Annotated in this window: 16 protein-coding genes; 2 read left to right on the forward strand and 14 right to left on the reverse strand. The window is 49.5% G+C overall.

Translation table 11 applies throughout. From position 1 onward, the window contains the following. Positions 1 to 3: 3 nt before the first annotated feature. The 10 genes from ACWXW9_RS11955 to ACWXW9_RS12000 form a co-directional block, all read right to left on the reverse strand. Positions 4 to 876: a type II secretion system F family protein gene (locus ACWXW9_RS11955; RefSeq protein ID WP_494929662.1), complete on the reverse strand. Its 873-nt coding sequence runs from the start codon at positions 874 to 876 to the stop codon at positions 4 to 6. Positions 877 to 894: 18 nt separating this feature from the next. Beyond that, on the reverse strand, positions 895 to 1,692 hold the full coding sequence (locus ACWXW9_RS11960; RefSeq protein WP_494929575.1) for a type II secretion system F family protein: 798 nt from the start codon (positions 1,690 to 1,692) through the stop codon (positions 895 to 897). Further along, positions 1,689 to 2,936 (reverse strand): TadA family conjugal transfer-associated ATPase, encoded by a 1,248-nt coding sequence (locus tag ACWXW9_RS11965; protein WP_494929576.1) that lies wholly within the window; start codon positions 2,934 to 2,936, stop codon positions 1,689 to 1,691. The genes ACWXW9_RS11960 and ACWXW9_RS11965 overlap by 4 nt, the downstream gene beginning before the upstream one ends. Before the next feature lie 17 nt (positions 2,937 to 2,953). Beyond that, positions 2,954 to 4,108, reverse strand: coding sequence for a nucleotide-binding protein (locus tag ACWXW9_RS11970; protein ID WP_494929577.1), 1,155 nt, complete (start codon positions 4,106 to 4,108; stop codon positions 2,954 to 2,956). A gap of 519 nt (positions 4,109 to 4,627) precedes the next feature. Further along, a complete protein-coding gene (locus ACWXW9_RS11975; RefSeq protein WP_494929578.1) occupies positions 4,628 to 6,952 on the reverse strand; it encodes a histidine kinase in 2,325 nt (774 codons plus the stop codon). After that, positions 6,939 to 7,112: a hypothetical protein gene (locus ACWXW9_RS11980; RefSeq protein ID WP_494929579.1), complete on the reverse strand. Its 174-nt coding sequence runs from the start codon at positions 7,110 to 7,112 to the stop codon at positions 6,939 to 6,941. Before ACWXW9_RS11980 ends, ACWXW9_RS11975 begins: the two co-directional genes overlap by 14 nt. Positions 7,113 to 7,167: 55 nt before the next feature. Beyond that, positions 7,168 to 8,055: a metal ABC transporter permease gene (locus ACWXW9_RS11985; RefSeq protein WP_494929580.1), complete on the reverse strand. Its 888-nt coding sequence runs from the start codon at positions 8,053 to 8,055 to the stop codon at positions 7,168 to 7,170. Beyond that, entirely contained in the window at positions 8,052 to 8,981 is a 930-nt protein-coding gene (locus ACWXW9_RS11990) for a metal ABC transporter permease (RefSeq protein ID WP_494929581.1), read from the reverse strand. Before ACWXW9_RS11990 ends, ACWXW9_RS11985 begins: the two co-directional genes overlap by 4 nt. A gap of 5 nt (positions 8,982 to 8,986) precedes the next feature. Continuing rightward, positions 8,987 to 9,751 carry a metal ABC transporter ATP-binding protein gene (locus tag ACWXW9_RS11995; RefSeq protein WP_494929582.1) on the reverse strand — a complete coding sequence of 255 codons (765 nt, stop codon included), beginning with the start codon at positions 9,749 to 9,751 and terminating at the stop codon, positions 8,987 to 8,989. A gap of 15 nt (positions 9,752 to 9,766) precedes the next feature. Then, entirely contained in the window at positions 9,767 to 10,738 is a 972-nt protein-coding gene (locus ACWXW9_RS12000; RefSeq protein WP_494929583.1) for a metal ABC transporter solute-binding protein, Zn/Mn family, read from the reverse strand. 236 nt (positions 10,739 to 10,974) lie between these two features. Here ACWXW9_RS12000 and ACWXW9_RS12005 point away from each other — a divergent pair, with 236 nt between their 5' ends. After that, the gene (locus ACWXW9_RS12005; RefSeq protein WP_494929584.1) at positions 10,975 to 11,784 is read left to right on the forward strand and encodes a DUF3153 domain-containing protein; all 810 of its coding nucleotides are present in this window, start codon (positions 10,975 to 10,977) and stop codon (positions 11,782 to 11,784) included. Between the two features lie 4 nt (positions 11,785 to 11,788). On the opposite strand, the gene ACWXW9_RS12010 is transcribed toward ACWXW9_RS12005, so the two are convergent. The 3 genes from ACWXW9_RS12010 to ACWXW9_RS12020 form a co-directional block, all read right to left on the reverse strand. Further along, on the reverse strand, positions 11,789 to 12,199 hold the full coding sequence (locus ACWXW9_RS12010) for a thiol-disulfide oxidoreductase DCC family protein (protein ID WP_494929585.1): 411 nt from the start codon (positions 12,197 to 12,199) through the stop codon (positions 11,789 to 11,791). 124 nt (positions 12,200 to 12,323) lie between these two features. Continuing rightward, complete coding sequence (locus ACWXW9_RS12015) at positions 12,324 to 12,650, reverse strand: hypothetical protein (RefSeq protein ID WP_025682429.1); 327 nt, start codon at positions 12,648 to 12,650, stop codon at positions 12,324 to 12,326. Between the two features lie 124 nt (positions 12,651 to 12,774). Beyond that, positions 12,775 to 13,194, reverse strand: coding sequence for an organic hydroperoxide resistance protein (locus tag ACWXW9_RS12020; RefSeq protein WP_452508561.1), 420 nt, complete (start codon positions 13,192 to 13,194; stop codon positions 12,775 to 12,777). A 286-nt stretch (positions 13,195 to 13,480) separates the two neighbouring features. On the opposite strand from ACWXW9_RS12020, the gene ACWXW9_RS12025 reads away from it, so the two are divergent. Then, on the forward strand, positions 13,481 to 14,803 hold the full coding sequence (locus tag ACWXW9_RS12025) for an Nramp family divalent metal transporter (RefSeq protein ID WP_494929586.1): 1,323 nt from the start codon (positions 13,481 to 13,483) through the stop codon (positions 14,801 to 14,803). 95 nt (positions 14,804 to 14,898) lie between these two features. Here ACWXW9_RS12025 and kdpC read toward each other — a convergent pair whose 3' ends face one another. After that, positions 14,899 to 15,627: a potassium-transporting ATPase subunit KdpC gene (gene kdpC, locus ACWXW9_RS12030; RefSeq protein ID WP_494929587.1), complete on the reverse strand. Its 729-nt coding sequence runs from the start codon at positions 15,625 to 15,627 to the stop codon at positions 14,899 to 14,901. Positions 15,628 to 15,631 lie beyond the last annotated feature (4 nt).

The raw sequence follows: 15,631 nt of genomic DNA on the forward strand, positions 1-15,631 counted from the left end.
CTCCTACATATTCATCATCATTAAGGCGGGAGCACCCACCAGCACAATAACCGTTAGCAAAATCAGCGCCATCGGAAATACCAGCTTAGACGAAGCCTGCTCCCCTCTTGTGCGGCTAATCGAAGTCCGCTTGTTCCATAGCGTCTGGGACAACTCACGTAAAGCCATCACAAAATCGCTCCCGCCGCGTCTCATATTCAGCAACACTGTTGTCGTAAACACCGTCATTTCCTGAATGCCGCAGCGCTTGCTCAAATGCTCAAATGCCTGTTGAAAGGAATAGCCGCTTTCCCATTCCCCCACCGTCTGACGCAGCTCCCGGTACAACGGATGTACCGTATCCGTCCCTTTGCGCTCCACGCAATGAAGCAATGCCCGCTGTACCGTCTCGCCTGCGCCGACCAAAAGCATGATTTTACTCAGTAATTCAGGCAATTCCATTAAAATTTGCTGATCCCGCTTCTGTACCTTTCCGTGCAGATCCTTGACCAGCGCGATGGGCACCAGAATACCCAGCCCCAATCCGAGCACTAGCCCGGTCGTATCCCCGCCCATCATGAGCGATATTAAAGCTCCACCAGCCGCCATCATGTATCCGTAACCCACCATTTCGGCCAGAAAAAGCATCGTTTTTTCCCCACTGTTGCGCATACCGTACAGCTTTTGTACCGAGCGCTGGAGCTTGAACATCAGCAAAGGCAGTCTTTGGGCGGCACGTGAAGCATGGATCATGTGTACGAAAGGAACCGAGAGCCTTTGCAGGCGCAGTCCTTCCAGCTTCATATGGCGAAAGCTCGCATACTTAGCACCGTACATCCGGTTCAGCACCACCCAACCTCCCACTTGCAGAACCAGCATGACCAGACAAACCAACATCACCACGCCTATCTCTCCTTACACCTCAATTTTCATAATGTGGTTAATCCATACGAGGCAGCCACCAAGCACCAATAGGCAAAAGGTAGACAAAATCATACCTGTCCCGCTGTATAACGGCATCATGTAATCTCCCGCAGTCATTGTCATAAACAGTACAAACAAAAAAGGAGCCGCAAACATAACCCTCGATTCAAAACGTTTCTGCGCGATCATCACACCGATCTCTTGCTGAATTTCCAGCTTCTCCCCTATAACACTTGAAGCCCGTCGCACGACCTCCACCAGATCACCCCCGGTTCGTTTGCAAGCTGCAAACACGTCCGCAAAATTCGTAATGTCCTCCATCTGCGCCCGACGAGCAAAATCCTGCAAAGCCGTCTCCACGGGTTGTCCAATTTCCAGACAGGCTGTAATAATGTTAAATTCAAAAATCAGATCATGATCTCCATCCGGGCTAAGCAGCCTCAAATCCTCTACAGCCTCACGAAAACCGTTCTCCACCGACCTCCCCGCCGAAAGGGAAGACGAGAGCGAATATAAAGCCTGCTTGAATTGGATGCCTAGAGCCGACCTGCGCCGTTGCAGCAAAAACTGCCGAAAATAACGAGGCGTCACCAAAGCTCCAGCAGCGCACAGCAACGACAATATCCATTGATGATAAAAAAGATAGCCGATCATCGCGAAGAGCACACCACTAAAGAGAATACACAGGCTTTTTTGCACAGGTGACAATGTATATACCGTATAGTCCGGCAGGGAAGTAGCCTGACGGGATACTTGCTCCGGCTTCACAGCCGCTTTTCCTGGCTTCATACCGACGCTTCCCCCCTGCTCCAGCTTTCCGGCTTCATCCCGGCCATTTGCAGCTTCAGCGTATGTTGCAGACCTTCACCGCAACGCTCCAGCCCTCCGACGATGCGTCCTTTACTTTCGCCCCGTTCCTGAAAACGATAGAGCGGATTGAGCACCACTTCACCATTTTCAAAGCCAGTTACTTCGCTAATTTCCAGCACCCGTCTGGATTTGTCCCGCAACCGTGACAAATGCACGAATATATCAATAGCCGAGCTGATCTGCTGCCGTACCACACCTAGTGGCAGCTCAGCCCCGCCCAGCACCATCGTCTCCAGTCTACTGACCATATCACGGATATTATTTGCGTGTCCCGTCGATAGCGATCCATCATGTCCTGTATTCATTGCTTGCAGCATATCCAACGCCTCACTCCCCCTGACCTCACCCACCACAATGCGATTGGGACGCATACGCAGGGAGGAACGAATCAGATCACGAATCGTGATTTCCCCCTTCCCCTCGGTGTTGGCATTCCGTGTTTCCATGGAAACCAGATTAGGAACAGTTACAATTTGCAGCTCTGCTGAGTCCTCAATCGTAATAATCCGTTCCGATGGCGGGATAAATTGGGATAATGCATTCAGAAAGGTCGTTTTACCAGACCCCGTACCACCGCTTATAAAAATATTGTACTTGCTGCGTACCAGATCCTTGAGCATATTGGCGGCTTCTGTATCCAGTGCATCCATTCGTATCAAGTCATCCATCGTCATCGGACGCTCGGGAAACTTCCGTATCGTCATCGTCGGTCCCTTGAGAGCAACTGGCGGTAGCACAATATTTACACGTGACCCGTCCTTCAATCGGGCGTCGACAATCGGTGAAGACTCATTCACAATCCGATTCACTCCGGCTACAATCGTCTGGATCAAATCCTCCAGTCGCTCACGGGATTCAAATTGATCGGGTGCCTGGATCACCTCACCCGCCCGCTCCACAAAAATTTCCCGATGACTATTAATCATAATTTCCGTAACCGTGGGGTCATCAATCAACGGCTGGAGCACATCCAGCCCACGGAAGGAATTAAAAATTTTGCGGACCAGTGCGTGCTTCTCTCTGGAGGTCAAACCTGCCAGCTCTGTGTCATGCAAAATTCGATTTTCAATATGGCGGACCAACTCCGCATCCCCTACCGAAGACGTGACATCCAGACCTCCCCGAATATCCGCTCGTAGTGCCCGAAACTGTTCCTCATTCATGTTCATCAGCCCCCCCTTTAAGACCAAGCAGCGGGCGGCTGCGCGACAGTCTCCACATTCAGCAGCTCGCGGCACAGTTGGCGTATTTCCCGCTGATAAATCGGCGAACTAAGCAGCAACTCACGATACTGCATCTGCTTCCATGAAGGAATGTAGGGTAGCGCCCCGCTCAGCTCCATAAAATCCCGAGGCAATGTGTTAACCATCGTCCCCATATAACGGTTCACCACAAAACGGGTTTTGGTCAGCATGGCTTCAAGTCCTTCAGGCTGCGTGGCTTCCAGAGCATCCAGCCATAGCCCGCACTTGTGCATGCTCATTAAATCGTCCGCCAGCAGCCAGATCAGCTTATGGCTGGCTTCGAGTACAGCCTGAGTCCGGTCGCCATTTTCGGATTCGCCATCTACGATTACAGCATCATACTGTCCGCTTTCGGCAATCGTCTGAATCAGCTCTACCGCCTCATCAGAGGTCATGTCCATCAGTTCCTTGCGATTATCGACAGGCTGAAATGTATCGGCCTGGATTTCAGAACGGCGCACACAATACGAAGCAATAGAAAAGGGATTTCCGTCATGCCCCGCCTTGAGGTCATACAGCAGTCTGGATAGTCCTTCCCCTTCTGCTCCATTGGAACTGCCGGAACCTGTGAACAACGAGCTTGAATCCATCGTTTCCAAATTCAAATAAAAAACCGAATAGCCCTCGTTTCCCAGTTGCTTGGCTATATTAAGTGCGGCCGTTGTCTTGCCCAGACCGCCGGAAGCCGCTACCATGCCAATAATCATTCCGCTTTCCCGGCTGTTCACGCTCTGCTGCCCACTTGTTCGCTGTCTCGCCGTTTCCAAAATAAAACCCACCAGCTCAGACAAGGGCTGGTATTTTAATAAAGGTTGTCCGTATTCTCTCACCTGCTCTCCCTCATGCAGCACCAGACAAGGAATATCAGAAGCCTCCCGATCTGTCCAGAGATTCAAAAAAGCCGCTTCACCCACCACCACATCCGGCTTTTTCATCCCAGCCGTTTCCATCATGTATTGGCGAAATGCCTCTGGCTGCGAAAATGCCGTTACCCTCAGCCTCCTGGCGTACTCGCTTCCGTGCACATAATTCAGCAGCGGCTCGATATAATCCCGGCTCTCTACAGCCAGAACCACCTTTACCGGAATCATGATGCTCATCCCCTTTCCCATCACAACAACGCAAAAAAGCACCGTTCATCAAACCGTAAATACATACGGTTGGTGAACGGTGCTTCCGTCACGTGCAATCTATTTATTGGTAGAATAGCATAGCACCTATTTTAGAGCAAGTATTTTTTCGAAATCCTTTTACGAGCAGAAGGCGGGAATACAATTCCCACCTCCCACTACCTTCATCTTAGTAGAATTTGTGGTGACGACGATGACATTCATGGTGACGATGATGACGATGTTTCCGATGATGATGACATCTTTTCACAAAGTCTTCATGAAAAAAATGATGACGTTTAACTTTAGGCTCAAACTTAATGACAGTCACCTTAATAATCTTCTTAGTAATGCGTTTTCTTGGCTTAGGAAAATGACAATGACGTGGACGATGTTTAAACATATTCGAATTCGCCTCCAATTCTTTGAGATAGAATATACTATGGAAGCACTGAACAACCGGAAACCAGCATCTGACTATTTATAAAAGGATTGGGCGATTCAATCCCCCTCCTCCAGCTTGATGTCCGGGTCATAGTCCGCCACGATCAGAACGTCCATATGACGCGCTTGACGGAGAATTTGCGGAACGACCGCATCCTTTCCCCAACGGCTGCTTCTGGAGGACTGCCCCACAATTAACTGCGTACCCGTATACCCTTCCACCGGAGTAATTAATATGTCAGCAATCTCTCTCCGACTGGAAACAAGCCGGATTTCGAAGGTTCCTCCCAGACGGTGGGTTAGCATTTTTAACTGTTCCACCCGGGAATTTAGCTTCTCCGGAATGCTTATACCGACATGAACATAGGTCACGATCCACACCGCCTTCAGACGAAAAGCAATACGAAAGCCGCGTCGAATCAGCCTTTCGGCATTATTACTGAGCGTAACCCCTACGAAGATTACTTCCTCTCTACGCCACGGCCCTCTAAGCGATTCGTGCCGATCCCAGGATTCCAGCCTTTCGTCTACATCATCTGCCAATTCCCGCAAAGCAAGCTCCCGCAGGGCAATCAGATTACCTAATTTAAAAAAATGGCTAAGCGCCTGCTCCACTTTGGCAGGATCGTATATTTTGCCATCACGCATACGCTGCTGCAACGATTTGGGAGCCACATCAATGAGCTGTACCTCATCGGCCAGCCGCATCATACGGTCGGGAACCGTCTCCCTCACCCGAATGCCGGTAATCTGCTCGACCGCATCATTCAGGCTTTCCAGGTGCTGTACATTCATTGTGGAAATGACAGAAATCCCTTGATCCAAAATCGTCAATACATCCTCATAGCGCTTGGATCTCGAACTGCCGGGAACATTGGTATGGGCCAGTTCATCAATAAGGACCACCTCGGGATTACGCCTGAGAATCGCCTCCGTGTCCATTTCCTCCAAATATACGCCATGACGCTCGATAATCTGACGGGAAACGGTATCCAGCGAGCCTACTTGTGCCAGCGTTTCCGCCCTTCCATGCGTTTCCAGCAGCCCGATAACAACATCAATCCTGCTTGCCAGCAGATCATTTCCCTCTCTGAGCATCGTGTACGTCTTACCGACACCGGGAGCAGCACCAATATATACCTTGAGCTTGCCACGCCGGATTTTGGCAGCCTCAGCCTGCGCTTCCTCGTAGCTCAGACGATGGTATGGATCATTGTCTTCTTCCTGCCTCATCGTCGGCAAAATACGTTCACCCTCCTGCTCGGCGCGGTCGGCAATAAGCAGCAGGTCCATATTTTTCATCCGCTTAAAAATCCCGTTCACCAGCGAACCTCTAACCAGTTCCTGCCACCGGGTCTGCCGGGAATGTCCCATAACGATCCGGGTAACATTACGCGCCACCGCATAATGGATAAGCTGCCGAGGCAATCTTCTGCGGGAAATGAGCGGGATTTCTTCAAATTCCGATCCTACCTTTTCAACCAGTTGCTCAATCGAGCGCTTGAAGGCCGCCGATTCCTTGGACAGCTTGCGCTTCGGATCGACAAAGGAGGCCACCAGCATATCTCCACCCAGCCGCTTGGCGACCTGCTCTCCCCTGCGTACATATATGGACCCGTTCCAGTGATACTGGACAGGAACCAAAATACGCTCTGCGGCTCCTGACGCCCCGTGCAGTCCCAATTCCTCTCGGTGCCGTTCCAGTGAATCGTTCACATCCTCTGCCACCAATCGCAGAGCCAGCTCACGCAGCTTACCCAAATTCCCCCGGTGAAACATCTCAGGATTGGGCGCATACATGTATCCTTTCGCCAGCCGCTCCAAAATCGTTTCCGGTGTAACATCAATCAGACGAATTTCATCCGCCATCTCCAGCGTATCGACAGGAACTGTATATTCCGCTTCTATCCCTGTTAGCTGATAAACCCACTCCGTAATTCCTTCCAGCTCATAGACATTGACTGTCGTAATTACACTAATCCCCAGCTCCAGCAGATATTGAATATCCTCCAGCCGCGTTGGAAATGGGGCGCCTTCCCGGTTGCGATGTGCCAAATGATCCACCAGCACCACCTCGGGATTGCGTTCCTCCAGTGCTTTCAGATTTAAATCCTTCTGCTCTACCCCATCCTGAACCCAATGGATACTGGGTATCCGCTCCAGCGTGCCCACCTGCTCCACCGTCTCACGCCGCTGCATGGTCGACACTGCACAAATCACAACGTCGATACCTTCATGCTGAAGCGATTGTCCTTCCTGAAGCATATGATACGTTTTGCCCGATCCACTGACCGCTCCAATGTATATTTTGAGTCTGCCTCGATGCAGTTTGTTAATGGAATCCAATATTTCCTCTGGTGATTTACGTTTAAAGCTCTCCATCTTCGTGCCTCCCTGCAACGTGACAGATCGTTCCGTCCGTTCTTGTATCGCTGTAATGAATGTACTCCCGTGTCCCCAACAATTCAAGACGATCCGCTCCAGCTTGCGCCAAATAAGCCACACAGGGCAGCATACGCGCAAAAAACGCGCATTCAGGCATTTTCTACCTGTCTGCACGCTATTTTAGGCACTCATAGATGATTGCTTTCTGCGAATTACTTGCTGTCTTCACGAATCAGTCCTCGTTGCTGGAACAACTTTTGCCACACCACCCCATGGGACGGGGAAAAGAGAAAGGCCAGCAGCAACAGCAAACCCGATACACACAGCATACATGCGGCAATAGAGGCATCCAGTACACTTGCCGTGTAAAAGCCTGCTACCGAACTGATCGCCCCAAACCCGACGCTGTACACAATCATACGGGATAACTTCTCCGTCAGCAGATAAGCCGTAAGAGGCGGTACCACGAGCATTCCGACCACTAGAATCGCACCCACGCTCTCAAACGATGCCACCGTCGTAAGCGAGACGAGACTCATCAGCAGATAGTGAAAAAAAACAACCGGAATACCTACCGAAGCCGCCAGCGCAGGATCGAAGGAAGTGATTTTAAATTGTTTGAAAAACACTCCTACCACGAGCAAATTAATTAAAAACATCGCACCCGTAATCCATACCGCTCTCGGACCGACATCTACGCCGGCTATCTCCAGCGTATTCCATGGCACATATGCAATCTCACCATATAGCACGTGATCCATATCCAGATGGACATTGGAAGCAAACACGCTAACCAGCAGAACACCTACTGCAAACAGTGTCGTAAACACCACACCAATGGCGGCGTCACTTTGCAGACCGCTTTGCTGGAACAACTGAATCAGATACACCGTCAGGAGTCCCAACACCGCCGCACCGAACATCATCCACACCGAATCTCTGGAACCGCTGATCAAAAAAGCAATGACAATCCCCGGCAACACGGCATGGCTGATGGCATCACCGATCATGGCCATTTTCCGAAGCACGAGAAAACAGCCGACAATACTGCATCCCCCTGCCACTAACATTCCAGTCAAGATCACGTAAAATGTACTCACAGGGCACGCTCCTTTCGTGGCTGGGTTGCGGCTGCCTGCTCCAGATTCTTTTTGGCGTTCAACCGAACGATAGCCTTGGAAATTAACCCGCGCTGCGGCGCAAAAACCAGACTCATACCGAACACGGCAGTCGCACACAGCACACACAACGGCCCTGTGGGCAGATTTTGCCCCAAAGAACTAATGACCGTTCCACCGAAGCCTGCTATAGCACCAAACAAACCCGATAGACACACCATGACCCCCAGCTTCTCGGTCCAGTATCTTGCCGATACCGCAGGTGTAATCAACAAGGCCGCCATCATAATGACACCCACCGCTTGAATACCGGCAACCACCGCAATAACAATCAGCAGCATCAACAGCTTATCCAGCAAGCCTGCCGGAAAACCAAGTCCACGGGCAAAGCCGGGATCAAAGCTAAGCAGCTTAAATTCCTTGAAGAACAATATACAGATCCCGATTAGCACCACCGAAATAGCCGCCATCGTGTAGACATCAGACAATACCATTGCTGCCGCCTGACCAAACAGAAATTTATCCAGCCCGCTCTGATTCCCCGCTCCGCTGTGCTGAATTTCCGTCAAGAGCATAATGCCAAAGCCGAAAAATACAGACAGCACGGCCGCAATCGCCGAATCGCTTTTGATTCGTGAGTATCGGGTCAGCGCACTGATGGCAAAGGTTGCAACAATACCTGCAATGGCGGCCCCGATCATAAATCCAAATACGGATTTTGTGCCCGTAATCATAAATGCTACACATACCCCCGGCAAAGCCGCATGTGCCAAAGCATCCCCCATGAGCGACTGCTTGCGCAAATACATAAAGCTGCCAATCACACCGCTGCTTAAACCGAGCAAGATGCAGCCCAGTAAAATCCACTGCATATTCGGATCGGCCAAAAGCGTAGCCAAGCTTGCCATACCGCTCACCTCACTCCGAGTATCGTGCCGGAATCCGGACCTGTTTTGAGTATGCTCAGACGTCCGCCATACGTACGTTGTAGATTTTCCTCGGTGAAAATGTCTGCCGTCTCTCCAAACGCCATCAAATGCCCATTCAGCAACATGACCCGATCAAAATAATCTGTGACCGTAGACAAATCATGATGAACGACAAGTACCGTTTTCCCCTGCCGCTTCAAATCTGTGAGCAATGAAATAATGGCTTTTTCTGTTGCAGCGTCCACACCTACAAACGGTTCATCCATAAAATAAAGCTGAGCGTCCTGCGCAAGTGCCCTGGCTAGAAAAACACGCTGCTGCTGCCCGCCGGATAACTGACTGATCTGCCTGTCCGCATAGTCGCTCATGCCTACCTTGTCCAAACTTTCCAACGCAGCCTGACGATCAGCGGCTCCCGGCCGCTTGAACCAGCCGAGTCTGCCGTATCGTCCCATCATGACCACATCCAGTGCGTTCGTCGGAAAATCCCAATCTACCGACTCACGTTGCGGCACATAACCAACCTTGAGCAACTGCTGTTTATAAGGCTTGCCGTAAACCAACACCTCGCCCCTGAGCTTCGGGATTAGTCCAAGCGCAGCCTTGATCAGCGTGGACTTCCCAGCCCCGTTCGGACCGATAATACCAATCAGCTTGCCTTCCGGCACCTCGAAGGAAACGTCAAGCAGAACGGGCTTTTTTTGATAAGCTACAGATAAATCACGAACCACAAGTGGTGAATGCTCCATGTGTTTCCTCCTCCTTTATTTAAGAGCTTTAACAATCGTATTAACATTATGCTTGACCATTCCAATATACGTACCGTCTTCCGTGCCTTCCTCACCCATCGCATCCGAATACAGCTCGCCGCCAACCTTGATTGTATGGCCCTGCTGCGCTGCTCCCTGGATGACCGCATCTATGGCCTTTCTCGGAACGCTGGATTCTACGAATATAGCCTTGATTTTATGTTCAACCAAATAATCACGCAGCTTGGTCACATCCTGAGAGCCCGCTTCGGATTCTGTGCTCATTCCTTGAAGGCCTCTCACTTGAATGCCGTAGGCATCTCCGAAATAGCCAAAAGCATCATGGGCCGTGACAAGCACGCGCTGGGCTTCTGTTATGCTGGCAATCTGCTCCCTCGTGTAATCATCCAGCTTCCGCAGTTCAGCGAGATAAGCTTCTGCATTCGCCTTATAATCCTCCGCATGAGCAGCATCCAGCGTCGACAATTCATCTCTGACGGTTTCTACCGCAGACATCCAGTTTTGTACGTTAAACCAGATATGCGGATCATGCTCCGACCCCATTTCCGGGCTACCTGAGCGCAACTGATCCTGAGCAATATTTTTGGACACAGGTACGACAGGTTTTTGCTTTCCGATCTTCTCCAAGATATCCTGCATTTTTCCTTCCAGATGCAGTCCGTTATAAAAAATAATATCCGCCTGATCCAGTTTGCGCATATCTCCCTGAGAAGCCTTGTACAAATGTGGGTCAACGCCTGACTTCATAATCCCTGTAACCTCCACATGATTACCGCCTACCTTACCGACAATATCAGAAATCATGCCAATGGTAGCTGTGGCCTTTATTTTTTGCCCCGCGTCTCCGGTAGCTCCCTGCTCCACCTTCTTACTATTAGTGCATGCACTTGCTACAACTAAAACCAGGAACAATGTTCCTGCCATCAAAGCCCATCGCGGTACAGTCGTCTTAAACCGTTTATTCATGTTTCAACATCCTCCTCTATTTATATGTATTTGGGACAAACTATTTCATGATGTCAATTATTTTTTCCTAATACTATATTTTAGAGTATACACTAAAATGTTTCCCTAGGGAAACATTTTAAATATAAAAATCTATTTATCCTGTCAGTCCGTTCGATTTTAGCTTTCCGAATGTGTAATATATAGAAGATATCCAATCGTTAAACGAAAGAACATATATAAAGAAGGGGAAGATCATGGAGCAAACAGGATACGGCCCTTACCGGGACAAGCATCAACAACATCGAACACGGAAAATGCTGCTCATTTTTGTGCTGCTGTGCTGTCTGATCCCTCTCACTTCCTGTGCACGGGGGGACGTCCATGTAGATGTTCATCTGGATCAAAGTGTGGATATGGATGCTTCGTTCAGTGTAAACAATCAGACGCTAGTGATGCTGGATAATCCAGGAATGCTGGACCGCTTGGCCAAGCGGATTCAAAGCAACAATCTAAATGTTCAGCCACTATCTGAGCAGGGAAGAAAGGGTTATCAAATCAAGGGGCACTATCAAGGAGATTGGAGTGCAAGCGGAAAAAATCCCAATCAGGGTCTAAATCTACCTGAGGGAATAGAATTTAAACGCGCTGTGACCCCACATTTTTTCACAACTAACTATGATCTTACAATGAAGCTCGATCTCCCACGGATGCTTCCTGAGGAAGCTCGGGGACTCAGTGACAAATTAGAGCAAATGAATGTGTTCGCACGCAAAATAGTGGAGCGGCAGCTTGATCTGAATTTTAGCATATCCTTACCGATCCAGCCCGCAGCCAGCAATGCCGACAGTGTATCGGCAGACGGAAAAACGCTGCGTTGGAATATTGCCCCATTAGAATCTAATGAGCTAAAGTTATCCGTCAACGTACCCAATCTGCGTCATATCATATATGTAGCCGTTGCGGGCCTGATCCTGATTGCGGCAGTTGTGATATGGCTGATTCGTCGTCATCGCTCCAAAAAGGACTCTAAAAAGGAAGTTGCTCCTCCGAAACCTGAATCCTGAACAGTTAAAAAAATCGTTGCCTAATTTCTGGTGGGGGGATCTGACATTGATCCTCTTCATCCTTGCCAAACCAGCGGTATCGGTTACGTGCCACCCAGTTATAGACTTCATTGCGTATAAAGCGGGGAACGAGGATGAAGACATAGGCCAGCGGATATGGAAAACGCAGATGTCTGGCAATCCGCAAAGCCGCAGTTGACCTTGTGTAATACATACCGTCTTCGATCAGTACGAATGTATCCAACTGATCCGTTGACAATCCTCCTGCACGCAGAAGCTTCTGTCCCTGCTCGGATTGCAGGGAAGCAAAATGAAACGTCCCCTTCGGGTCACGCTTAATAATGAAGCGGGCCGCTCCCTGACAAAAATGGCATACCCCATCCACCAACACAATCGAATGATCAGACTGCTTCATAAATGTATTTCACCTCCGGGAAATAAACAACAGAATACAATCAGCAGTATGAGTATAAACAAAAAAACGCCGAAATCATCCGACGCTTGTTTAACAATGTATAGGCTTTTACCTGTTTTGAGAACTAGCTCAATGCTTTCTCAAACAGCTGTTTCGAATTAATTTGCTCTAAAAACTCATCATGGAACTTATCCATACACTTGCAGATAAAATCCTTATGGCATACCGGGCAAGGCGTCGTTAGCAATCGACTGATATTCGTCAAAGTCCACTCCGGATTACGTTGAGAAAAAACGCGGCACTCCGTTCCATCGGCCAAACTCATTTTAAACTCATAAAGCCCTTCTTTTTCGTTGCTGCCAGCCAGCGTGAAATTAACAATATTCGGTCTGTAAGACATCATATCACCCGTATTTTTCAAATTTGTTTCGTACCTGATGACCAGAATCACCTAAGCCATCTTAATGAATTTTGGCGATGATGTCAAATGGGAGCGGATCTCGGCGAATCAAGGTCTATATGCAAAAGCCGCCGATGAATCGGCGGCTGGAGCGTAGAGATAATGTGCTTCCCGCTCAAAGGACATTCAGCTCAACATCAATATTGCCGCGAGTCGCTTTGGAATACGGACAAAAATCATGCGCTTGACGCGCCAAATCTTCTGCCTGTGAACGTTCAATCCCCGGTATTTTCACGTCCAGACGCACCGCCAATTGGAAGCCGCCGTCGCTCGGGTCCTTACCGATGGACACGTGGCTGGTGACCTCAACATTATCCACTTTTACCTTCGCTTTGCGGGCTACATTAGCCAATGCACTCTCATAACAGGCGCCATAACCTGCCGCAAACAATTGCTCGGGATTCGTGGCCTCTCCACCTGCACCACCCAATTCCTTCGGTGTACTGAGCTTATGCTTCAAAACTCCGTCCGATGAAGCGACAGAACCGTCTCTTCCGCCATGTACCGTTGCTGAGGCTGTGTATAATGCTTCCATGATTTCATCTCTCCTTCTTTACATGGTTTACATTCGCTGGGATCATCACCATGTTAATGATGATTTCCTTCTCGTATGTATTTTAAACAAACCACACAAAATGAATCATTTGAAATATGGATGAAGAGAAAGCTTGGTTTTTTCATTATATCTATAAAATAAGATTAACTTGCTTGACCACATAAAAGTTGCACTAGACAAAAACTATTGTGGGTGTACAATAGGGATAAAGCAATAGTTATGTCACTAATAATATATTCCAACATGGATAAAGAAGGTGAAGCGTATGAGTAATACAAAAGGGAATCTGGCGGAAATCGCTTCACTATCGGAAGTGAATCGTTCCTTGAACATCCCGAAGGACGGCACCTGGTTTCGAAAATTCCTCGCCTTTGCCGGACCCGGCTATATGGTCGCTGTCGGCTATATGGACCCCGGCAACTGGGCTACAGACATTGCAGGCGGATCGCAATTTGGCTATACACTGCTCAGTGTCATTCTGATCTCCAATCTAATGGCCATCCTGCTACAAGCCTTATCCGGCAAACTCGGCATTGCCACAGGCAAAGATCTGGCTCAGATGTGCCGCGAAGCCTATAGTCGCCCGGTGGCGATCAGCTTGTGGCTTTTATGCGAAATCGCCATTGCAGCCATGGATCTGGCCGAGGTCATCGGTTCAGCCATTGCACTCAAGCTGCTGTTCGGTATACCACTATTGTACGGTGTCCTGATTACCGCATTTGATGTCATGCTTATTTTATTACTGCAAAATAAAGGTTTTCGTGCTTTGGAAACGCTGGTCATTGTACTGATGGTGACGATTGCCGGCTGCTTTGGCATCAATCTCATTTTGGCTAAGCCGGAATGGGGCAGCGTGATGGGTGGCTTTGTACCGGACTCACAAATTTTGACCAACCCAAGCATGTTGTATATCGCCATCGGTATTATGGGCGCTACCGTGATGCCTCACAACCTGTACCTGCATTCGTCCATCGTACAAACTCGTAAATTCGAGCAGACGTCAGCAGGCAAACGAGAGGCTATCAAATTCGCAACATGGGATTCGAGTATAGCGCTCATGTTTGCCCTGTTTATCAATGCCGCGATTCTGATCGTCGCCGCAGCCGTGTTCCATACAGCAGGAAAAACGGATGTGGCGGAAATCAGTGATGCTTTCTATCTGCTGTCGCCATTACTTGGAACCACACTCGCCAGTATCCTGTTCGGGGTGGCGCTGCTCGCTTCCGGGCAGAATTCAACCGTAACCGGTACCTTAGCCGGGCAAATCGTCATGGAGGGCTTCCTCAGCCTCCGTCTCGCGCCTTGGCTGCGCCGTCTGGTGACCCGACTCATCGCGATCATTCCAGCGGTGATTGTCACAGCAATCGCGGGTGAAAAAGGTGCGGAAGAATTGCTGGTGCTAAGTCAGGTTATTCTATCCATCCAGCTTCCCTTTGCCATCATCCCGCTCCTCATCTTCACCAGCGATAAAAAGCGCATGGGTGAGTTTGCGAACAAAACATGGCAAAAAGTCTTAACCTGGATTGTGACCGCCATCATCATTGTTTTGAATGTAGTGCTTATTATTCAAACCATTTCAGGTCATTGAGAGGCAAGCAACACTTTAAAATCAAGAAAAAGGTATCCCCTTGGCTTATTGCAACCCGGGATACCTTTTTTAATTACCCTAATCCATCGTCCAACTTACCGCTTGTCAGGCTGTGCCTGCGCTTGCGCTTCAAGCGTGAGGTTCAGCTTGAGCACGTTCACACGTGGTTCACCGAACACCCCGGCACTGCGGCCTTCGGTCTGCTCCTGTACCATTGCCTTCAACTTACCCTGTGTAATACCCGTCAAGCCACTAATACGCGGGATCTGAGCCAATGCCGCCTGTGGCGAGATATGCGGGTCCAGACCGGAGCCGGAGTTTGTAATCAGGTCCACCGGAACCTGACTGATTGGTACATCCGGATTATTTTTCTGCCAATCCGCTATCGAATCCTTGACCCTCTGCATTAAGGCCGGATTGGACGGTGCGTAGTTACTGGAGCCTGAACCAGCCCCATTATAATCAATGCTCGATACCCGACCCTGAAAAAACGCCGGATTCGCAAAAGACTGCCCGATCAGCTCGGAGCCGACTACCTGACCCTCCGCATTACGAAGCATACTGCCATTCGCCTGCTGCGGAAATAATGCCTGTGCCACGCCCGTGCTAACCAGCGGGTAAGCGAGGCCACACAGGAGGATCATCAGCACCGAGGTACGCAAGGCCACTCCTATAATGGTGCCTCCCCGCATCTCTTCTCTCTCCGGCTGTCCATTCGGCACAGCATCCGTCTCTGGACGCTTGTTATTCCCCTGCCCGACAGACCCGGCTTTTTCGTGTGCAGCAAATCTGCGTCCGGACATCACCCGATAAAAGCCACTCATGTTG

The sequence above is a fragment of the Paenibacillus sp. LT-B23 genome, from assembly GCF_059417685.1.